This window comes from Kitasatospora sp. NBC_01302, assembly GCF_035976515.1.
Taxonomy (GTDB): Bacteria; Actinomycetota; Actinomycetes; order Streptomycetales; family Streptomycetaceae; genus Kitasatospora.
The window spans coordinates 22,917-43,394 of record NZ_CP108406.1 but is presented as its reverse complement, the minus strand read 5'-3'; the positions used below and the strand labels follow the sequence as shown (position 1 = coordinate 43,394).

The 20,478-nt window shown below is 67.9% G+C and carries 14 protein-coding genes and 4 pseudogenes; 6 read left to right on the top strand and 12 right to left on the bottom strand.

Translation table 11 applies throughout. The features are described from left to right. Nucleotides 1-12: 12 nt before the first annotated feature. Nucleotides 13-710, bottom strand: a pseudogene (locus tag OG294_RS40415) (IS5 family transposase). Between the two features lie 705 nt (nucleotides 711-1,415). Then, the gene (locus OG294_RS40410) at nucleotides 1,416-1,892 is read right to left on the bottom strand and encodes a hypothetical protein (RefSeq protein WP_327071973.1); all 477 of its coding nucleotides are present in this window, start codon (nucleotides 1,890-1,892) and stop codon (nucleotides 1,416-1,418) included. 562 nt (nucleotides 1,893-2,454) lie between these two features. On the opposite strand from OG294_RS40410, the gene OG294_RS40405 reads away from it, so the two are divergent. Then, complete coding sequence (locus OG294_RS40405) at nucleotides 2,455-3,198, top strand: AfsR/SARP family transcriptional regulator (RefSeq protein ID WP_327071972.1); 744 nt, start codon at nucleotides 2,455-2,457, stop codon at nucleotides 3,196-3,198. Nucleotides 3,199-3,326: 128 nt separating this feature from the next. Here OG294_RS40405 and OG294_RS40400 read toward each other — a convergent pair whose 3' ends face one another. From OG294_RS40400 to OG294_RS40380, 5 genes are all read right to left on the bottom strand, one after another. Then, on the bottom strand, nucleotides 3,327-4,085 hold the full coding sequence (locus OG294_RS40400) for an SDR family NAD(P)-dependent oxidoreductase (protein WP_327071971.1): 759 nt from the start codon (nucleotides 4,083-4,085) through the stop codon (nucleotides 3,327-3,329). A gap of 462 nt (nucleotides 4,086-4,547) precedes the next feature. Then, nucleotides 4,548-5,567 (bottom strand): Gfo/Idh/MocA family protein, encoded by a 1,020-nt coding sequence (locus OG294_RS40395; RefSeq protein WP_327071970.1) that lies wholly within the window; start codon nucleotides 5,565-5,567, stop codon nucleotides 4,548-4,550. Nucleotides 5,568-5,961: 394 nt separating this feature from the next. Then, nucleotides 5,962-6,843: an SDR family oxidoreductase gene (locus tag OG294_RS40390; RefSeq protein WP_327071969.1), complete on the bottom strand. Its 882-nt coding sequence runs from the start codon at nucleotides 6,841-6,843 to the stop codon at nucleotides 5,962-5,964. Between the two features lie 246 nt (nucleotides 6,844-7,089). Then, nucleotides 7,090-8,202 carry a polysaccharide pyruvyl transferase family protein gene (locus OG294_RS40385; protein WP_327071968.1) on the bottom strand — a complete coding sequence of 371 codons (1,113 nt, stop codon included), beginning with the start codon at nucleotides 8,200-8,202 and terminating at the stop codon, nucleotides 7,090-7,092. Nucleotides 8,203-8,206: 4 nt separating this feature from the next. Continuing rightward, the gene (locus OG294_RS40380; protein WP_327071967.1) at nucleotides 8,207-8,464 is read right to left on the bottom strand and encodes an acyl carrier protein; all 258 of its coding nucleotides are present in this window, start codon (nucleotides 8,462-8,464) and stop codon (nucleotides 8,207-8,209) included. 168 nt (nucleotides 8,465-8,632) lie between these two features. On the opposite strand from OG294_RS40380, the gene OG294_RS40375 reads away from it, so the two are divergent. Next, entirely contained in the window at nucleotides 8,633-9,409 is a 777-nt protein-coding gene (locus OG294_RS40375) for a cyclase family protein (RefSeq protein ID WP_327071966.1), read from the top strand. 901 nt (nucleotides 9,410-10,310) lie between these two features. Here OG294_RS40375 and OG294_RS40365 read toward each other — a convergent pair. Then, a complete protein-coding gene (locus tag OG294_RS40365; RefSeq protein WP_327071965.1) occupies nucleotides 10,311-11,333 on the bottom strand; it encodes a Gfo/Idh/MocA family protein in 1,023 nt (340 codons plus the stop codon). 209 nt (nucleotides 11,334-11,542) lie between these two features. Between OG294_RS40365 and rfbB the strand changes: the two genes are divergently transcribed. The 3 genes and pseudogenes from rfbB to istB all read left to right on the top strand — a co-directional run bounded on the left by rfbB (nucleotide 11,543) and on the right by istB (nucleotide 15,064). Beyond that, on the top strand, nucleotides 11,543-12,517 hold the full coding sequence (gene rfbB, locus OG294_RS40360) for a dTDP-glucose 4,6-dehydratase (protein ID WP_327071964.1): 975 nt from the start codon (nucleotides 11,543-11,545) through the stop codon (nucleotides 12,515-12,517). Between the two features lie 449 nt (nucleotides 12,518-12,966). After that, nucleotides 12,967-14,233 (top strand): annotated as a pseudogene (gene istA, locus OG294_RS40355) (IS21 family transposase). Further along, nucleotides 14,233-15,064 (top strand): annotated as a pseudogene (gene istB, locus OG294_RS40350) (IS21-like element helper ATPase IstB). The pseudogenes istA and istB overlap by 1 nt, the downstream one beginning before the upstream one ends. A 530-nt stretch (nucleotides 15,065-15,594) precedes the next feature. Here the strand turns inward: istB and OG294_RS40345 are convergent. Both OG294_RS40345 and OG294_RS40340 read right to left on the bottom strand, forming a co-directional pair. Next, nucleotides 15,595-16,347 (bottom strand): NAD-dependent epimerase/dehydratase family protein, encoded by a 753-nt coding sequence (locus OG294_RS40345; protein WP_327071963.1) that lies wholly within the window; start codon nucleotides 16,345-16,347, stop codon nucleotides 15,595-15,597. Between the two features lie 126 nt (nucleotides 16,348-16,473). Continuing rightward, a complete protein-coding gene (locus OG294_RS40340) occupies nucleotides 16,474-17,694 on the bottom strand; it encodes a nucleotide disphospho-sugar-binding domain-containing protein (protein WP_327071962.1) in 1,221 nt (406 codons plus the stop codon). 164 nt (nucleotides 17,695-17,858) lie between these two features. Between OG294_RS40340 and OG294_RS40335 the strand changes: the two genes are divergently transcribed. Next, complete coding sequence (locus tag OG294_RS40335) at nucleotides 17,859-19,100, top strand: nucleotide disphospho-sugar-binding domain-containing protein (protein WP_327071961.1); 1,242 nt, start codon at nucleotides 17,859-17,861, stop codon at nucleotides 19,098-19,100. Here OG294_RS40335 and OG294_RS40330 read toward each other — a convergent pair. Beyond that, nucleotides 19,080-19,232: pseudogene (locus OG294_RS40330) on the bottom strand (IS110 family transposase); the annotation flags it as partial. The gene OG294_RS40335 and the pseudogene OG294_RS40330 sit on opposite strands and share 21 nt — an antisense overlap. A 600-nt stretch (nucleotides 19,233-19,832) precedes the next feature. Then, nucleotides 19,833-20,444, bottom strand: a complete 612-nt coding sequence (locus OG294_RS40325; RefSeq protein ID WP_327071960.1) for a TetR/AcrR family transcriptional regulator C-terminal domain-containing protein — start codon at nucleotides 20,442-20,444, stop codon at nucleotides 19,833-19,835. Between the last annotated feature and the right edge of the window lie 34 nt (nucleotides 20,445-20,478).

The following is a 20,478-nucleotide window of genomic DNA, read 5'->3' as shown; positions in this document are numbered from 1 at the left end:
GGAGCCGGTTTGTCAAGGCTTGAGCCACAGGCGGGTCGAGGCCACGGTCATGGTGCCGGTGAAGACGCAGGCGTGCTTGTCGTATCGGGTCGCAACGGCCCTGAAGTGCTTGAGCGGGTTGATCGTGCGCTCAACCTCGCTGCGACGCTTGTCCATCTCCTTGTCGAACCCGGCCGACCTGCCGCCTCGGCTCCCCCGGCGTCGGCGGTTCGCCCGCTGGTCCTTCGGCTCGGGGATGGTGTGCTTGATCTGGCATCGGGGCAGGTAGCGCGGGTTCCGGCGGGAGCTGTAGGCCTTGTTACCGCCTGGATTCTGCAGGTCAGGCCGACCCGGGAGCGTCTTGGTCCTTCGTCGCGGCGGTGCTGCCGAGGCATTGATTTCTTTCGGGACTCCCGGCGTTCTCCGCGGGGCCCCGGCAGCGTGCTGGTGGGCCCGGCACGAGGTCGAATCCACGCTGACCATGCTCCAGTCCACCTGACCGCGGCCATCGGCGTCGGCCAGGACCGCCTGGAAGATCCTGTCCCAGGTCCCGTTTGCTGACCAGCGTCGATGCCGCTCGTAGACGGTTTTTCAACTGCCGGAGCGCTCGGGCAGGTCACGCCACGGCACCCGGTTCGGACCCGAAACAGGATCCCATTGATCACCCGACGGTGGTGGCTCCATCGTCCACCCCGAGCACCGGACTTCGGCAGATGCGACTCAAGCCGCATCCACTCGTTGTTCGTCAGATCTCACCGCCCCACGACCAGAACAACGATCCCATCGTCGGATGGTCACAAGATCTGCCGGACATGCCTAGGCGTACTGGCCTCCGGCCGGCGGACCGGGACGGTTCGACAGCGAAGACCCACAACGGGGTACTGGCGGTAACTGGTGGTTTGGCGGGCAGGGATGAGGGCCAGACGGCGTATGCATCCGCGCTCGCGGAACCATCGCAGCACGAGCGCGGCCTGCCGAAACGTGCTCAGGACGTGAGAACCGCGCGGGGTGCCGATCCGGCGTAGCCAGGCAGCGCGCAGCCGAGGGTGCTCCACGAAGTGGCGCGAAAAGTTCTGGCGGCACAGATCACCAACGTGGAACCTCTGGTTTGGCGGACATGACCTCGGTAGACCTGTTCCCACCAGGGGTTTCGGGCCTACCTATACGCGGGCGTCTCTGGTGTGACGTGCACCGATCTGCCCGGTTCACACGACTTCGCGGAGATCAGCCGCCGAGAAAACATCGTTGACAGTGGTATCGATCTGAACGATGATCACGTTGATCACAAACGAAACAAGCGCTGTCATGCACCTGAGCACCACGAGCGGTTCCGTTTGAGCTGAGTCTGGGGGGGATCAGCAGTGTGCGGTTGGCGGTCACGGACGACCCGGGTAGAGAGGTCGGAGCCGGGGAACGTGAGGAAGTTAACCAGCACGTCAGGGGGGGAAAGCCAGCTTGACGGCGTCGAGGACGGGCGGGCAGCTGATGCGGACCGAATCGAGGCCAGCGCTCACGGAAGTTCTGCTGATCAGCGACCACCGGGCCCGGTAGAGGCGGATCAAGGCCAACAGCACTTGGTGGGATCCATCGGCGGTGCGCGAGCGCAGGACGCCCACGGGTCCCCACAGATCCACCTTCGCGATACGGAAATAGATCTCCGCCCGCTGGCGATCCGCGTAGATACGGGCCATTTCGGTCGCGGGAGCCTGTTCAAGATCGAGCTGACCGCTGATCAACACCGAGACGCCGCCGATGCCGTACTGAAGCACACGCGCGATCATGCCTTCACCCCAGCACTTGCCGCGCAGTTCGGACCGGTACGTGCTGTCACCCAGACGACGCTTGGCGCGCCGGGCAAAGGATTCGGCGTTCAGCTCACAGGAGCGGAAGCTTTGGTCGGCCAGCAGCAGCATCTTCGGCCTGAGCCTTCCCGGCAGCCCTGCGGCAAGGTGCTTTCGCCGAGCTCGGCGATGTCGAACCCAGCTCCAGCCGGAGCCAGGCCTCCGCACTCAGCCAGCGCTACAGACGGGCCTGCGGCAGCACACTGCCGGAGGGGATCTCGAATTCCACAGCCTCGTCCCTGGCCCGCTGGGAGATCGAAGACGCTGCAGCCCACGGCAGCCTTGCGCAGTCCTCACCAGAACACTTTCCCGTGCCCCTAGCGCACCCGTCGCCTTGACAGCGATCATCACCGCCTCGTCATTGATGCGCCGTCTTACCGAACACTAATCAACGGTCAGACCATTGCTCCTGGACGCAGACGGCGGCACGCCCCAACGCCACCCGTCCGGTGATTGACGGTACCCCGCGGCATCGGCCGACGCCGGCAGTGATGCAGGGCGAACAAGCCCGCCGGCCGCACAAAACATTCCTGGGCCAGCCGGTTCACCAAAAACCCAACCACTCACGCAGTGGTTACGCAGGAAGGAGAGATAAGACGTGATGTCGTCTATTCGATTCAATATCCTCGGACCAATGCAGGTGGTCATCAGCGGCCGAGAATGCACCCCGACCGCCCCCAAGGTCCGCCAAACACTTGCATTGCTCGCCCTGCAGAGCCAGGGAATTGTCTCGATCGCCTCGCTCATCAACGAACTGTGGGGCGAACGGCAGCCGCGCAGTGCGATGACGACCGCGCAAACATACATCTATCAGCTGCGGAAAATGTTTAATCGAGAGGTGGAACCGCAAGGTTACGACGCTCCGTGCGACCTCATCCGCACCCAGTCGCCCGGATACAGCCTGCGACTCGATGGCGAGCAGCTCGACGCGACGGTCTTTGAGTCGCTCTACGAAGAAGGCCGCGTACTGCTTGAACAGGGACAACCAGAGCAGGCGTCCAGCAAACTCCGGGCCGCTCTGGCACTATGGCGCGGCCCGTGCCTCGCCGACGTCGAGGTCGGCGCTATCCTGCGCGCACACACCGTGCACCTGGACGAGGCACGCACCCGTGCGCTCGAACTACGTATCAGGGCCGACGTGGAACTGGGCAGGCAGCAGCACCTCATCCCCGAGCTACGGTCGCTGGTGTCTGTCCATCCACTGAACGAGTGGTTCCACGGGCAGCTGATGTCCGCTCTCAACCACGCCGGCAGGCGCGGCGACGCACTGCACGTCTACCAGACGCTGCGCAGCACCCTGGACCAGGAGCTGGGCCTGGAGCCGTCCTTCGAGATACAGGCACTGCAACGCCAGCTGTTGATCGGCGGACGGGCATGAAAGACGGCTCTCCTCACCTTGTGTGTGGATGGTCGGTGTAAATCACCGCTCCGGACAGGGCGCCCCGGGGTGCAGTGACTGGCCCGCAGCTGCGCAGTGGTCTGCGGGCTCCGGTACGTGCGGCGGCCTCATCGACCGCCCGAGACATGCAGGACCTCGCCGCTGATGTTGCCGTTGGCCGCAGACGCCAGGAAGACGACCGCATCGGCCACCGCTTCCGGTTCGGTGAGCCGGCCAGTCGGCGTGCGCTCGCGCTCCTGCTCCAGTAGCGCGGCGGGCAGGGCCTCCAGCACGCCCTCGGTGAGCGTCAGCCCGGGAGCGACCACGTTGACCAGCACGCCGTCGGGTCCAGCGTCCCAGGCGAGGCTGCGGGCCAGTCCGTGCAGAGCCGACTTGGCGGCGGCATAGAACTCCTGACCGCCGCGGCCGTGGCGGACGTTGTGGGACGACAGGAACAGCAGTCGGCCCCAGCCCCGCTCACGCATGCCAGGCAGCACGAGCTGCGCCAGCCGGGTGGCACCGAGGACATTGTCTGTCACCGCGGGCTGCCACTCGGCCGGGTCCACGTCCTCGAACCGCTCGCCGGGCGGACGGCGCCGCCCCCGCTGGTGCGCGTTGACCACGGCGACATCCAGCCGGCCCCAGCGGGCCTGGATCTCGGCAACGGCGGCTTCGGCGGACTCCGGCTCGTCCAGGGCGTACCGCACCGACATGGCACAGTCAGTGCCGCCCAGTTCGTTCACCAGGCGGGCCACACCGTCCTTCGACTGCCGGTAGGTCAGGGCCACCCGGGCGCCCTCCGCGGCGAACGCCCGGGCGGTGGCCAGACCGATGCCGCGGCCGGCGCCGGTGATGAGTACCACGCGGTCGGACAGATCCAGGTTCACAGTGCTCCTCCGTAGGCCGGACCAGCTCGCGGCGGGGTGCGGGCCTGGCACCATCCTGCTCGGCAGAGCTCGAAGCGCGGTACAGGCCTGGTGGACTTCGGCGGCCAGGCACAGCTGGACAACGCGCTTGACCGGCCAGGTGCAGTCAGCGGCCGTCTCCGGCAGGAACTCCTCGCCCGTGTCGGTGACGCGCAGTCGACCGTGCTCAGCCTCCGGCGATCTGGCGCAGGCCCAGACAGGCCAAAGTGACGGAGCTTCACCGGCTCGCGGCAACGGGCAGTGGCTCGGGCCCTGCTCCTCCCGGCCCCACAGCCGCCATAGGCTACGTCCGCACCTTCGACCATCATGGCCAGCCGTGCTGGACATCGACGCCAGTACTGGATCGCCGACGCCCGCACAGGCAGGCGGTGCAGCCTCGCCGACTTCGCTACCGCACTGCCCGCCGATCTCGCCGCCGTCGTCTTACGGCATGAGCACGGCCGCCCGGCCGGCGCGTGTGCGTACGGACAGCCTGCGCACCTCGTCCACCAACTCGGCGTGGGCCAGGATATCGGCAGCGTCCGCGTCGAATCCGGTGCCGTCGGCGATCCTCTGGGCGAAGACACTCACGATCCGCGCGAACTGGTCGTCGGCGTCCAGGATGATCTCCTCGACGCTGCCACGTCGCTCCAGGACGACGACCGGCCGGTGGTCGGACGGCGGCGTGAAGGCTCGGTAGACCCCGATCCGCCCTTCGCTTCCCCACAGTTCGTAGGAGGAGCGATATGCGTTGTCCATGCCGAAGGTGAGCTGCGCAGTGACCCCTGACGGGCTGACCAGAAGCGTCGTGCCGCCCATGTCGACGCCGTGTTCCAGGTCCTCGCGAAGGATCGACCCGACGACGCGCAGGCCGCCTCCGAGGAAGAGTTCGGCGGCCTTGAGCGGATAGCCGCCTACGTCGAGCAACGCCCCGCCGCCCAGCGCAGGCTGGTGGCGGATGTCGTCATCCGGAAGCCGCGGAATGGTGAACGCGGCATGGAAGGCACGCAGTTCCCCGATGGTGCCGTCGGTGACAAGCCCTCGCACAGCCGCGTGCTGGGAGTGATGGGTGAACATGAAATTCTCCATCAGCAGCAGCCCGCGCGCGCGGGCGAGCTCCACCAGACCCCGGGTGGTCGCGGCGTCGGTGGTCAGCGGCTTCTCCGCCAGGACGTGCTTACCCGCACGTAGTGCCCGCTCCACCCACTGCGCGTGCAGCCCGGCGGGGAGCGGTACGTAGACCGCGTCGATGTCGTCCCGGTCGATCAGCCGGTCGTATCCGTCGATGGCCTCGCACCCGAACTCGTCGGCGAACTTCTGTGCTTTGGCACCGTTCCGGCTCGCCACACCAACCAGGCGGAGCAGTGGATTGCCGGTGATCGCCGGCAGCGTGCGTCGCCAGGCGATGTCCGCACAACCGAGGACTCCGACGCCCGTGATCCGACCAGTGCGCTTCAGCGTCATGCCGTACCTCCCACAGTATTGCCGGGGATATTGCCCGGCCCGCTTCGAGCCGCCGTCGAGGTGCGCAGGCGTCTGGTTCCGGACTTCGACCGCTCCTGGCCGAGCCTCGAGGACTGCTGCAACCCCTCCGGCCTCGTGCAGCTCCAGCCGCTGACGACCCTGGGGAGTCATCTGATAGCCCCCGGGTCATGCCTGACCCTCGTGGAAGCTTCTCGTGCCTTCAAAGGGCTCGGGCACGGCCTCTGCTACACGAAGATGCGACCGGGTCCGCCAGGGCGTGACCGGCGAGGCCCGTCGTCGGCCCCTGGCCACACGGCTCGCGGCCCAGGCTCGCACGCTCCTCAGAGCCGCCGGCTGCCAGCGGTGAGTTTCCCGTCAGGACCATGACGTCCCGTCAGGGGGACAGGTTCCAGCCGCCGTCTACCGTGAGAACCTGACCCCGGATCCAGTCGGCCTCGTCTGTGCACAGCAGGGCGATGGCATCGGCGACCTGTTCCGGCCGGGTGAGCCGCCGGCCACCCAGAACACCGGGCACCCCTTCGCCCTTGTCGAGCTTCGCCGTCGATACCGCGTTCACGACGATTCCATGGCGGCCGAGTTCGGCCGCCAGATACCGCACGAGCGCCTCCAGCGCGGCCTTGGCCACGCCCAGACTGACGTATTTCGGCACCACTCGGTGCGCTCCGCTGCTGGATACGGCCACCACACGACCGCCCTGGGACATCAGCTCGGGCAGTGCGGACGCGGCGCCAAGCAACGGATCGAGCGCGGCCCGTACGTCGTGGTGGAACACCGTGGGGTCAGCGGCGAGTAGCGTGGCCGGCGTCCAGGCGGCCGCGTTATGGACAAGGACGTCCACCCTGCCGTACCGCTCATGGGCCCTTTCGAGCAGCCCGGTCACTGCTCCCGGCGCGCACACGTCCGCCTTGACCGCTTCCGCGCGCCCTGTAAGGCCGCTTAGCGACTCGACTGCCTGCGCGGCGGCCTCGTCGTCGTGCGCGTAGTTGATCAGGACGTCACAACCGCTGGCGCACAGCTTGCGGGCCGCAGCGAGCCCCAGTCCGCGGCTGGCCCCGGTGACCACCGCGACCCGGCCCTTTAGGCCGAGCGTGCCCCTGCCCGCCTCAGTCTCTGCCGCTGACTCAGCCACTGCACCACCTCCATTGCCGGACGGGACCGTTGCCCGGCGCTCCAGTACTTCCCGGCGCAGCGTCCCGAGCCGGATCGTTCCGGTGGCCGACCGTGGGATCACGTCGGCCACCTCCGCGTGCCGCACGCGCGGGTGGTAGGCAGCTGCTCGTTGCCCTGTACAGGGCGTTGTGCGGCCTGGTCGGCGAGCGGCAACGATGGCTGCGCCGAACCCGATCCGGTGGGTCGAGGACCGCACGGTCCCTGGGCCGCCGGATGCGACCGTCACAAGCGGTCTCCTTCGGCCTCGGATCCCTGGCGCAGCTGCCGCATCAGCCTGGGCCGGCGCGCCGGGCGGTGGCCGAAGGTGGTGCCCCTGCGCACCTGAGCGGGTTCAGCCCGAGTAGATCTGCCGGGCGACTTCCAGCTTGCCCGAACGCACCTTCGCCAGAGACTCCGCGGAGAAGCCACCGGACGTCGGGCGCAACGGGACCTCCCCAGGCACGATGAGTTCCCACCCGGAGCCGAGTTCGATCAGCGAGCGGTGTTTCGTGGTGTAGTACGCGTCGTCGCGCACGTTCAGCGCGACACCGCCAGCACCGGCGGCTGCCGCGACCAGGTGGGGGTGGAACCTGGTGGACAACCAGGTCTGGCCAGGGGCAGCGGGGAATCCCTTGTTTAGCGCGTCGTCGACGGTGTAACGGCGTTTGACCGGCAGCGAACGGGTCACCAGGTCGATGAACTCGCTGTCGCCCTTGGGGCTGCACTCCAGGACGCCGACTTCCGTCACCTGCCACGCCTCGACTGTGCGGCGCAGGAAGTCGATCAGGTCCGCCGCGTCGATTGCGCCGTGTTCGATCTGGGCGGAGATGATCACCTCGGGGCAGGAGGTGTCCATTGGCAGGACATTCCCACTGACACCGAGGAACGCGTCGTCGCCGGTGCTGCTCACCTTCAGGCCCGCCAGCAATTCGGCGGACGGGTCGTCGCGGACATCGACGATGGCGAAGCCGGCGGCGAGGTCCCGGACCAGCTGCGGTGAGCCCCCCAGCGGCGGGCAGAGCCCTTGGCCGGTCATGGCGGTCGTGGCACCGGAGTACTCGGCGGCCGCGACGATGCCTGCGAGCAGGCCGTGGAAGGGCGGCCAGAGGTCGTTGATGAAACCGCCACCCACCAGGTGAATGGTGTCGGCGCGACGCAGCAGTTCGATGCCCTCTGCCAGGTCCATGGTCTGGGCCGGGTTGGCTATCGCCCACCGGGCCATCGCGACCGCGCCTTCGGCACCCTCGTGCCAGTTGCGCAGGACCACCTGCCACAGAGTGTCTACGACACGGACGTTCGGGTGCAGCTCGTGCGGGCGCAGTGCCAGCGTGGCCGGGTTGGAACAGTCGAGCACGACCTGCGCTTCGGGTGCGACTTCGGCCAGGTGACGCAGCCAACTTGCGGCGATCAGCTCGTCGCCGAAGTTCGGCCAGCCCGCGGGCGCTACCAGGTAATGGAGCGTCATGGCCTCAGCCAGCCCGCGACTGGAGGGCCGAGTCGATCGCGGCGAGGAGCACACGGGGCGTCGTCGCCTCGAAGACCACGCTGTCGTCCAGCACGACGTCAAGCTCGCGCTCCACCCGGGAGGTGATCTCCAGCAGGGTGACCGAGTCGTAGCCGAGCTCGCTGAACTCCCGGTCGAGGACGGTGCCGTCCAGGCTCACCGACTCGTCCTCGCCTGCGCTCGCGCGCATGATCTCGAAGAGTTCGTTCAGAGTGAAGTCCATCGGCGCCCTTTCTTTGAGTACTTGCGTCCTGCCCAAGTCCAGGGTGTCGGGCACGCTTGGAGCCGTGGTGGAGAGCTGGACGATGCTCGCCTTCCAGGGCTTTTCGATGCGGCGTTGAGCCCGCCGGGCTAGTTTCCAGGCACCTCTGGCAGAAAAGATGATGTTTACATGCGATTCGTTGACCTGTCGACGCCGATCGACGCCCGCGGCTGGGAACCGGAACCGTTGACGCACACCGTCCTCAGCCCCGCCGAAGGCGCGGTGCACATGGCCGAGGAAATGCGGGAGCACTTCGGGATCGAGTTCGATCCAGCCGTGCTGCCCGACGGTGAGCTGCTCTCCATCGACACGCTTACGCTGACCAGCCACACCGGGACGCACGTGGACGCGCCCGCGCACTACGGGACACGCGGCCCCGCCGGCCCGCCCCGCACCATCGACCAGCTCCCACTCGACTGGTTCCACCGCCCCGGCGTCGTGCTGGACCTGACCTGCGCACCGCCGGGGGCCGCAGGCGAGGACGTCCTGCGGAACGCGATGGCGGCGATCGGCTACCGGCCGCAGCCGTTGGACATCGTGCTGCTCAACACCGGCGCCGCCAAGCTGGCGGGCACCCCGGAGTACTTCACTGAGTTCACCGGACTGACACGTTCCGCGACGCGAATGCTGCTCGACGCGGGCGTCCGGGTGATCGGCACCGACGCTTTCAGCCTCGACGCGCCGTTCACCGACATGATCACGCGGTACCAGGAGTGCGGTGACCCGTCCGTGCTGTGGCCTGCACACTTCCTGGGCCGGGAGGTGGAGTACTGTCAGATCGAGCGGCTGGCCAACCTTGACGCGCTGACCGTGGCCACCGGGTTTACCGTCAGCTGTTTTCCGGTGAAGATCACTGGCGGCGGCGCGGGATGGGCGCGTGCGGTCGCAATCATTGACGAGGAGTGAGGGCCGCGCCCCCTTTGCACGCCGCCTCACCGCCCGATGGGATCATGTGCACCCACCCACGTGCCCTTCCTCCGAGCAGTGGCGCGTCCTGATCGAGGACCATCGGGGAGAGGGCTCATCCAAGGTCCTGGCCGCGTCGGCGCACGACAGCGCCGCCGGCACGGCCCTGCTCGGCAGGCGGCCGAGCGGTGCGGGAGCCGCCTGGAGAAAGCCCTGGTGGACCAGGGCTTCAAAGACAAGGTGATCATCCACGGTGCACCGCGTGGGCATTACCGTCGGGGTCGTTTGCCGTGACCCGGCTGGCCAGGGCAGGGCTTCATCCCCGAGCCCAGGTGATGGGACGAGGCCGCCGCGCCCACCGATACCGAGGCTGCCTCGCAGCCCTGGCCACCACCCGGAGGGTCAGCGCTGAACTCCCACCGACCGGCAACGCACCGGACCCACCCGAGTCCACCACCGCCCACCAGGCGATCGTGAACGCCTTCGACCAGCATCCCTACCAGGAAGTTCGAGTCGCGAACTACACGAACTCCTCAGCATGCCTACCGGCGACCCGGCCCTGAACGTCACCCACAGCCGCATGGGACGCCTTTACCCGCCAGGGATTCCTCACCCAGCCGGGACGAGGCCGCTACCAGAAGCGGACCTACCGCCTTCTCAGGCGGTCGAGCCGGAGCCGTCGGTCTCGCTCTGTTCGGTCAGCCGCCACTGCTGCAGCTGGGCAGGAATCTGGCGGGGAGTCGGTAGTGCCATCGGCGGCTCAGCCCCTCCCGGCGGTGGACACGATGTGCATCGCGTTCTCTCGTCGGTGCGTACGGTGAAGCCCATCTTGAGGGGCACGGCGGGCGTCGTCGGGGTCCCTTCCTGAACCAGGCGGTGGGGCCGGACTTGTCGCCGGGCCTCATGCCCGGTCGACGGTGTCCTCGAGGTTCAGGCTGCCTGTCCGGGGGCGCATCCCGGCTGCCCGGTAGGAGTCGTCGACCAGGCGCATCAACGCGACCCCGTCCTCGGGCCCGGTCACCACCGGGGAGCCGGTGCGGATCGCCCGCGTGAACGCGCGCAGTTGGTGCCCATAGCTGGTCCCTGCGCGGAACCGCTCGGTGCGGCGGATTCCGTCGATCTCGGTCTGGAACCGATGCCACAGTTGGGGGATGACGAAGTTGCTCACCCGCAGCGTGCCTCGGTCACCGACGGCGAGCGCGGACAGCGAGGTCTTCGGTTGCGGCACCAGGGTCATCGAGCAGGTGATCCGGCCGGTGGCGCCGTTGGGGAAGCGCAGGTCGACGGTCATGGCGCTGTCCACATCGGGCTTCGCCGATTTTGCTGTCGCGGCCACGACCTCGGGCTCCGCGCCGCCGAGCAGTCGCGCGCAGTGCAGGGCGTAGCAGCCGCACATCATCATCGACCCGCCGGCCAGCTCGTAGCTTGCCATGACCGGATCCTTGCGCAGGTTCGGCCAGGACAGATTCGCCTCGACGTGCCTGATCTGGCCGATCTCGTCCGTCTCGACCAAGCGCTGCATGCGGTCGGCGAGGGGGTGGTACCGGTAGTGCAGGCCATGCAGCAGCACGCGGCCCTCGCAGGTCGCCACGTCCGCCACCGCACGAGCCTCCGCGGCGTTGGCTGTCAAGGGCTTCTCGCACAGTACGTGCTTGCCGCTGCGCAGGGCCTTGATCGTCCACGCGGCGTGCTCGGAGTTCGGCAGCGCGATGTACAACGCGTCCAGCGACGGGTCGTCGATGAGAGCCTGGTACCCCTCCACCGCATGCGGGACCCGGAACTTGCGGGAGAACGCCTTGGCCCTGCCCAGCTCCCGGGCGGCGACAGCGACTACGGACACGTCCGGCTCCTTGCGGGCGGGCCTGATGAGAGCGTCGCCCGCAGCCCTGGACGCACCGAGGATACCGACCCTCAGTTCAGACATTGTTCCCCTCAGCGACGTGGCGGCCGGTCTTCCCTACGCGACCGGGCGGAGTGACCTGATCATACGTATCGGTCATTGAGGATGATTCGAGGCTGGGTTGAGTCCCGGCCTACTTCCGCGCCGCACGGGCCAACCGTCATTCCAGCGGGGCTTGAACCCGCTACCGGATACTTGCCGGGTCCTTGCCACCTTTGAGAACGGGGGATCCTATGACGCGCGTCCTGGTCACCGGCGGTGCAGGCTTCATCGGGTCGAACTACGTTCGCAGGCTCCTCGCAGGGGCTTACCAACCCGCCGAAGACGTGCGTGTGACCGTTGTGGACAAACTCACCTACGCGGGGAACCCAGCCAACCTGCCGGGCCAGGACCCGCGGCTGACCATGGTGGTCGGCGACATCACCGACCACGCCTTCATGCGTGAGGCAGTCCCGGGTCATGACGTGGTGGTGCATTTCGCCGCTGAATCCCATGTGGACAGGTCGCTGACCGGCTCGGGTGCGTTCATGGTCACCAATGTCGTCGGCACACAGAGCGTGCTGGACGCCGCGCTGCACGCCGGCGTGCGGGTGGTGCACGTGTCAACCGACGAAGTCTACGGCTCCATCAGTGACGGTTCCTGGACCGAGGACTTCCCCCTCCTGCCGAACTCGCCGTATGCGGCGTCCAAGGCAGGCAGTGACCTGGTGGCCCGGGCGTACTGGCGAACGCATGGCCTGGACGTGTGTGTCACCCGCTGTTCCAACAACTACGGTCCGTACCAGCACGTTGAGAAGCTCATCCCGCTGTTCATCACCAACCTGCTCAGTGGGCGAACCGTTCCCCTGTACGGTGACGGCGGCAATGTGAGGGAATGGGTCCACGTGGACGACCACTGCGACGCGGTTGACCTGGTGGTCAAGCACGGTGTGGCCGGCGAGATCTACAACGTCGGTACGGAGACTGGACTGACCAATCGGGAGATGACCGAACGGCTGCTGGAGTTGTGCGGCGCGGACTGGAACAGCGTCCGGTATGTCGAGGATCGCAAGGGTCATGACCTGCGCTACTCGCTGGACGACAGCAAGATCCGCGCCACGCTCGGCTACCGGCCCCGAGTGGACTTTGAGCGCGGTCTTGCCGAGGTCGTGGCGTGGTACCGGGACAACCCGCAGTGGTGGGAGCCACTGCAGCACACCGAGCGGTGAACTGGCCTGCCGGTCGCCGCGGCTCGAACCGGCAGGCTTCCGGGCGCAGGGTGGCAGCCCCGAGCTCTACCTGCGCCCGGCAGATCCGCTTGACGCCCCGGGCACCGTGGTGGTGATCCAACAAACGGAAGCGGGTCACCGTGTCGTCTCGGTCATGTTCCGGTCGGAGAAGACCGAACGAGCGCGATTGCGCCCCGCTCGAACTCCGCTGTGTACCCGCTTACTGATGTTGCTCTTGTTCCCACCCCGGCACTCACATGTCCCAGACTCCAGGGTGTCCAACCGCAGGGTGGGACTTCAAACGGGCTCAGTTCCACGTCGACGAACACCGGCGTCATGCCGTTCTCGAGGACGGGTGAAAACTGACCGCTGAACGGCGGATCAACGGTGACCCACCTCGCGATCTCTTGATCATCCTGATCTTCATTGAGGGTCAGGAGGAGGAGAGGGTGATCTGCGTGGAGGACTGGGCCGAGATTCGCCGGCTGTATCGGGCTGAGGGGCTGTCGGCCCGGGCAGTGGCCCGGCAGCTGGGGATCTCCAGAGGCACCGTGTCGCGGGCCCTGGCCTCGGATCGGCCGCCGGTCTACCAGCGTCCGCTGAAGGGCTCGGCGGTGGATGCGGTCGAGCCTGCGATCCGCGAGTTGCTCAAGGCGACTCCCACGATGCCGGTCACCGTCATCGCCGAGCGGATCGGCTGGCAGCGCGGGATGACGATCCTGCGTGAGCGGGTGCGCGAGCTGCGGCCGGCCTATCTGCCGGTCGATCCGGTCTCGCGGACGGTCTACCAGCCCGGTGAGCTCGCCCAGTGCGACCTGTGGTTCCCGCCGTGGACATCCCGCTCGGCTACGGCCAGTCCGGTCGCCCGCCTGTCCTCGTGATCGTCTCCGGGTATTCACGGGTGATCACCGCCCGGATGCTGCCCTCCCGGCAGACGGGCGACCTGATCGACGGCCACTGGCGCCTGCTGGCTGACGGCTGGGGCGCCGTCCCGAAGATGCTGGTCTGGGACAACGAGGCGGGCGTCGGCAAAGGCAGGCTGACCAGCGAGTTCGCCGCGTTCGCGGGCCTGCTCGCCGTCAAGGTCCACCTCTGCCGGCCCCGCGACCCGGAGGCGAAGGGCCTGGTCGAACGCGCGAACGGCTATCTGGAGACCAGCTTCCTGCCGGGCCGCACCTTCACCGGCCCCGACGACTTCAACAACCAGCTGACCGCGTGGCTGCAGATCGCCAACCGGCGCCAGCACCGGATCATCGGCGCCCGGCCGGTGGACCGCTGGGAGGCCGACCGGGCCGCGATGCTGTCGATCCCGCCCGTCGCCCCGCCGCACTGGTGGCGCTTCCACACCCGCATCGGCCGCGACCACTACATCCGCGTCGACACCAACGACTACTCCGTCCACCCGCGCGCGATCGGACGCACCGTCATGGTCCGCGCCGACAACGAGGAGGTCACCGTCATCGCCGGCAACGACATCGTGGCCGACACACCCGCTGCTGGGCCAGGCACCAGAGCATCACCGACCCCGAGCACGCCACCGCGGCCGAGGTCCTGCGCGGCGAGGTCATCCACCAGCAGGCCGCCCGCGCGGCCACCGCCCATGCCGCCCTGCTGGCGCCCGACAGCCTGGGCATCGACGTCGAGCAACGTGAACTGGGCACTTACGACCGCATGTTCACCCTCATCGAGGGCGGCGCCGGGAAGGAGGACACCTGATGGCCCGCACCGCCTCCACACCCTCCGGCACGGCGAAGGCGGACGGCCAGGCTTCCCGCACGGGCCGGCAGACCGCCGCCGACCTGGCCTTCCTCGCCCGCGCGATGAAGGCCCCCGCCTTGCTGGACGCCGCCGAGCGTCTGGCCGAACGCGCCCAGGCCGAGTCCTGGACCCCACCTCGAGTACCTGGTCGCCTGCCTGCAGCGCGAGGTCTCCGCCCGTGACAGCCACGGCGGCGAGGGCCGCATCCGAGCCGCCCGCTTCCCCGCGATCAAGACCATCGAAGAGCTGGACGTCACCCACCTGCGCGGTCTGACGCGCCAACAACTGTCCCATCTGGGAACATTGGACTTCATAGCCGCCCGGGAGAACGCGATCTTCCTGGGGCCGCCGGGCACCGGCAAGACCCACCTCGCCACCGGACTCGCGGTTCGGGCCTGCCAGGCAGGCCACCGGGTCGCCTTCGCCACCGCCGCCCAGTGGGTCGACCGCCTCGCCGCCGCCCACCAGGCCGGCCGCCTCCAGGACGAACTCGTCAAGCTCGGCCGCTACCCGCTGATCGTGATCGACGAGGTCGGCTACATCCCGTTCGAATCAGAGGCCGCGAACCTGTTCTTCCAGCTGATCTCGAACAGATACGAGAGGGCCAGCGTGATCGTCACCTCGAACAAACCCTTCGGACGCTGGGGAGAGACCTTCGGCGACGAGACCGTCGCTGCCGCCATGATCGACCGACTCGTCCACCACGCCGAGGTCCACTCCCTCAAAGGCGAGTCCTACCGCATGCGCGGCCGCGAACTCGGCCGCACCCGCACCACCGACAACGACTGAACAAGACCACCGACGACGCGAGGGTCAGAACTCAACCGTCCAAAGTGGGTCACGGTTCAACCGCCGCCGACAGCCGTTCTGCAGTACCGGACTGATCGTCACAGGGAAGCTCACGACGACGATCAGCACCTCGTCGCCCGGGCGCAACCGTGCCTACCGAGTTGCGGTGAGGTCAGCGCGGCCGGAGCGAGCAGGATTCTCGCCAGCGAGCCCGAGTTGGCCATGTGCGCCTCGCGCAGCCCGAACGGAACACCTCACCCACGGCGACGCGCATGTTCAGCGCTGCCTCTTCCCGCGCGATCCGGTTCTCCGCGGTGAGCACGGCCCCGGAGGCTCTGATCGGTGTGGCACCGGGGATTAATTCCTGACCGCGCGTGCGCTCCGGACGGTACCCAGCCACCTGATCGAGAAATCCGCGCCCTGGCATCGCTCGGCATGCCTGTCTCCGCTCCGCCGGGCTCGTGGCTACCATGCCTGCCCTGGACCGGGGAATCGTCGAGAAGCGCTTCCCTGCGCCTGGGGCCCGCCGATCAGGACGGTGTCCCAGCGAAGGACGTCACGTATTTGTCGAGTACCGCCCGGAAGTAGTCCGGGCCGAAGTTCATGTCCCTGACGCATGGCGCGAGCGCCCGCAGTTTCTCCACTGACACCGCCTGTGCCCGCAGGGAATCGTTGTAGCGCCGCTCTGCTGTACGCCCGAGCCGCATCTCCAAGTGGTCCACGATCTGTTCCGCCGGTACCGCCACCCCGGACGCCACGTTGACGACCTCCCTGCTCACCCCGGTCGAGAGCAGTTCGTCGATGATCCGCACGACATCGTCGACGTCGATCAGGTCGCGCTGTGCGCCGCGCTGGATCGACACCACGCCCGCGCGAATCTGCGCAGCCAGCGACGGCAGCAGCTGGTGCGGGGGCTGCCGCGGCCCCACCACGTGCGCGAGGCGCAGGATCAGGTAGTCCACGGTGGAGGAGGCGAGTACCGTCTCCAGCGCGAGCTTGTGCCTGCCGTACGGCGTGGCCGGGAAGACCGGCCCGCTCTCCTTTCCCACCCGCCCGGGCACCGAGTACATGCCGGCGGAGGCCGTGGAGAAGAAAACCAGCCGCTCGCCCCTGCTGGCGCACCGGTCCGCCGTGTCGTACAGGACGGCGGCCTCACGCCCGTAGTCGTCGTGTGAGGTATCGCTGGTCGCGGACACACCGGCGGCCAGTACCACGGCCCTCGGATGCGCCGACGCGATCGACTCCAAGTGCCCGGCGAGAAACCCACGCCCGACGATCTGCATGTCCGCACTCCTTCACTCGGATCCCGGATGATCTGGCGTCGGGGTGGTACGGCTGTCGCAACACCAATGGAGCGCCTCGTTGGCACATCCCGCCTTCCCCGTTCGGCGGAAACGGCGACCCACGACCTAGTGACTGGATGCGATCCTGGCCAGTTCCGCCACCACGTCCGCCGGGCTCGGCTGCGCCTCGATCTCGGCGCGCAGCCCGGCAGCGGCCTTCCGGTAGCGGGGATCGCATACCAGCGTGTCGACCGTGTCGCGGATCGTACACACTTTGCTGGTGTCCTCGTCGAGGTGCAGGCCCGCGCCGGTCATGACGAGCTGCTGTGTGTTGTACAGGCCCTCGCGGATCTTGGTCACGCCCAGCTGGGGCACACCGCAGGCCGCCGCCGTCATCAGGGTGCCAGTGCCACCGGTGTGTACAATCGCGTCGGCACAGGCCAACAGCCCGTTCAACGGCACCCAGCCGACGGTTGTCACATTCTTGGGCAGTCCGCGAAGCTGCCGGCGCTGCTCCTCGTTGGTCGCGCCCACCGTGAGCAGGACCTCCACGTCCAGTTCGGCGATGGTGGCCGCGACATCGCGGAAGTGTTCGATGACCTGCGGCCCCAGCTTGCGCTGTTGGCTGGTTCCCCAGGTGACGCAGACACGGGGGCGCTCGCCCGGGCGAGTCAGCCAGTCCGGCACCGCCCCGGAACCGTTGTACGGGATGTATCGCATCGGGATCGGTTGCACCGTCTGCGCCGCCGGCATTCCCATGACCGCCTCGTCCCACCGCATGCTCGCCGGGCGCGGGTCCACCCAGGCCACCGGATCGTATGCGGGTTCAACGCCGAACCTGGTGAACAACTGCTCGTAGCGGGGCCAGGCCTCGCCGCCGATCAGATTCTTGAACTCCGGCCGCAGCCAGCGCGCCATCCCGTAGAGGTGGCCGACGGCTGGGATACCCAACGCGGTTGCGGCCACAAGCCCGCCGAAGGTGACCGGGTCGTAGACGATGACGTCGGGCCGCCAAGCCCTGGCGTACTTGACGAGGTCATCGACCATGTTCTCAGCGAACTCGAGCAACAGGCTGGCGATGTTCTCCATCACCCTGGCCTGCATGACCTCCTCGGGCTCGGCCGCGCTCTGCCGGACCGGCGCGAGCGCGCGCGAGGCGAGGACGGCCTCCAGGTCGATGTCCCGGCCGACGGCAACGCCGGGCAGGCCGGTGCTTTCCACGGCGCCCATCAGACCTGGAGTGCTCACCATCCGCACTTCGTGTCCGGCAGCCAGTGCCGCCCAGGCGAGCGGGACCAACGGGAGCAGGTGTGCGCGTTCGAAGTACGTGACGAACAACAGACGCACAGCTTTCACCTTTCGTAGTCCTGACGCGGCGATGCTCCCAAACACAGTTTGACCCGCGATCCAGAAACGACAGAGTCCGCGCTGGACGGCCGTTCCAGCCGCAGTCGAGCCCGAGTCGCGACACTCTCCGCGCAAGCGTCCCTCACGGCAGGTCGGAGCGTGGCATGCGCGTTTTGTTCACTGTGTCCAACTGGGCAGGCGACTATTTCTGTATGGTCAGTCAGGCCTGGGCACTGCAATCCGCGGGCCACGAGGTCCGCGTGGTGTGCGCGCAGGAGCAGGCAGGTACGGTCAGTCGGGCGGGCCTGACGGCGGTTCCGCTCCTGGCCCCGCTGGACATGAACTCGCTCGCCCGGCTCGGCCTGCTGCTCAAGCAGGACGCCGGGACGCGGATCCTGCCCGGGCTGCCGCTGCCACTGCACCCGATCACCGGGGCGCGGGTCGCATCGCTCAACGAGGTGGACCTGGAACAGTTGCAGATACAGACGTGGATGTCGATGGTCGAGGGGCTCCTCAGCAACAGCGACGCAGTGGTGGACTTCGCGAAGTCCTGGCGGCCGGACATCGTCTGCTACAGCCTGATGAACGAGGACGGTCCGCTGGCGGCGCGCGCGGTCGGGGTCCCCGCTGTGTATTGCCCCCCGGGATTCTTCGGGGTCAACGAGACCGGTCACCTCTACCTCGGCGTGCCCGACCCCGCCCAGGTGTTCGCCCGACACGGCCTCGACCCCTGGGATCGCTCCCAGGTCCAGCACATCATCGATCCGACCCCGGTGGCGGCGCTTCCCGACCATGGCAGCGCCGTGTATCACGCCAGCCGGTACGTGCCGTACAACGGTGTGGGCACGCTGCCGGAGTGGGAGTGGGCGCAGGAGGGCCGATCAGACCGCAAGCGCGTGTGCATCATCTGGGGCCGCTCGGCGATCGGGTTGTTCGGCAAGGAGCCGGAAGCTCTGTCGCACGCGGTGAATGCGTCCGTCGAGCTCGGCGCCGATGTCGTGCTGGTGGTGCCAAAGGAGCAGGCCGGACACCTGGGGCCGCTGCCGGAGAACGTGCGGGTGGTTCAGGACTTCCCTATCCATCTGCTGATCCGTTCCAGCGACGCGGTGGTGCACCACAGCAGCGGCAATACGCTGATGAACGCTCTCGCTCTTGGTGTACCGCAGGTGGCGCTGGGGCTGTCGGACGACGCGATCGAAGTGGGCCGGCGATGCGACCGCACCGGCGCCTCCAGCACACTGCCGGGATTCCTGGCCGGGTACGAGGAGATCCGGTCAGCGATCGCCCGGGCCATCGACGATCCCAGCCAGCGGCACGCTGCCGAGGCTGTCCGCGTCGAATTGGAGGCTCGGCCCGACCCACTGCGGCTGGTGCGCACCTTGGAGGAAATCGCGGGCAACGGCTGAGGTGTTGATGGCGGAGAACGCCTGCCTCTGGAGGGCGTCGGCGAGGCGGTCGTTGCGGGCCTGGACGGTGTGGACCTTGCCGGAGGCGCGGGTGTCGGGGCTGGTACCGGCGTAGTCCTTGCGGGCCTTGGCTCATCCAGCGCGATCAGCACTCTCGCGTACGTGGTGGCCGCCGCGGCGTAGGCGGCGGCCACCAGGGTCGGACACCGAGTCGGGGTCGCCAGCGAGGGCCTGCAGCTTCGTGATGCGCTCCACTCCCCTGGCAGTCGCGCTGGCACGAGTTGCAGGCCCGTCTTGTCCTGCAACTCGACATCGTGGTGGTCTTCGGCTGAGTCGTCGCCGATGAACAGCACCCGCACCCACCTCTTCGATCTCGTACGATCAGCGCGTGCAGCCTGCGGAAGGCACGGCTCACACCCTCACTGACCCAGTGCACGCCCAACCACCTGGCCGGCACGGCGCCCCATCAGCAGTCAGGCCGCTCGGCCGACCCACAGGGGCACGGTCTGACCACAGAACTTGTGAGGGTTCCGGGGCGGTGAGCGCTCACCGCTGGCGGCTACGGGCCGTAGTCTCTCCTACGGCCCGCTGAGGCCATGAGGGGTCTCCAGCACAACGGATCGAGCCCAGAGTTCGCCGCAGTACCCCTGCGGCACTCGGCTGCATCCGGTCACGGCGCTGGTGCCCTCCGAGTGGCCGGCTCTCCCGCTCGTCCATGACCGCCAGTGACTCTCACGCCTCGAACCGGCGCACCCGCAGGCGCATGCCATCGAGGATCAGGGTGAGACCATGGGTGAACATCGCGTCGAAGTCCTTGGTGCCGGTCAGGGCACGCGCCGAGAGTGGGAACGTATCGGGCTCCTGCATGGTCGTGACGGCCCCCTTCTGCCCCATCGCCTGCTGTTCCTCCAGGGTCGAGCCGAGCACGAAGTTGGTCAGGGCACCGAGACCGCGCATGGCGTCGTCGAGGCTGAAGCCGTCGCGCTGCAGCATGTGCAGCAAGCCCTCCACCGCTTGCCACTGGTCGTCGGTCTGGCTGCTGCGTACCGCCAGCAGTGCGCCATCGCGCCGCGACAGCATGCCCGAGCGCTGGCTGCGCGCCACCCAGGTCAGCCACACGTCCCAGGGCTCGCTGGGCTTGGGTACGTCATCCTGCCAGGCGGCGGCCATCATGGCCGCCGCCATCTCGTCGATGAGCTCCTGCTTGCTCTTGACGTACCAGTACAGGGTTGCCGCCTTTACTTCGAGCTTCGTGGCCAGCCCGCGCAGGGACAACCTCTCCAGGCCGACCTCATCCAGTAGTTGAAGTGCTGCCTGCACGATGTCCGTGCGACTCAGCGCCACGACGTCTCCACTCCTCGGCGACTTGACAGTCTAA

What these genes read in the sequence shown, in the direction of transcription:
- OG294_RS40410 (WP_327071973.1), bottom strand. Translation starts at nt 1,892, where the DNA reads ATGCTGCTGCTGGCCGACCAAAGCTTCCGCTCCTGTGAGCTGAACGCC.
- OG294_RS40405 (WP_327071972.1), top strand. Translation starts at nt 2,455, where the DNA reads ATGCAGGTGGTCATCAGCGGCCGAGAATGCACCCCGACCGCCCCCAAG.
- OG294_RS40395 (WP_327071970.1), bottom strand. Translation starts at nt 5,567, where the DNA reads ATGACGCTGAAGCGCACTGGTCGGATCACGGGCGTCGGAGTCCTCGGT.
- OG294_RS40385 (WP_327071968.1), bottom strand. Translation starts at nt 8,202, where the DNA reads ATGACGCTCCATTACCTGGTAGCGCCCGCGGGCTGGCCGAACTTCGGC.
- OG294_RS40380 (WP_327071967.1), bottom strand. Translation starts at nt 8,464, where the DNA reads ATGGACTTCACTCTGAACGAACTCTTCGAGATCATGCGCGCGAGCGCA.
- OG294_RS40375 (WP_327071966.1), top strand. Translation starts at nt 8,633, where the DNA reads ATGCGATTCGTTGACCTGTCGACGCCGATCGACGCCCGCGGCTGGGAA.
- OG294_RS40365 (WP_327071965.1), bottom strand. Translation starts at nt 11,333, where the DNA reads ATGTCTGAACTGAGGGTCGGTATCCTCGGTGCGTCCAGGGCTGCGGGC.
- rfbB (WP_327071964.1), top strand. Translation starts at nt 11,543, where the DNA reads ATGACGCGCGTCCTGGTCACCGGCGGTGCAGGCTTCATCGGGTCGAAC.
- OG294_RS40345 (WP_327071963.1), bottom strand. Translation starts at nt 16,347, where the DNA reads ATGCAGATCGTCGGGCGTGGGTTTCTCGCCGGGCACTTGGAGTCGATC.
- OG294_RS40335 (WP_327071961.1), top strand. Translation starts at nt 17,859, where the DNA reads ATGCGCGTTTTGTTCACTGTGTCCAACTGGGCAGGCGACTATTTCTGT.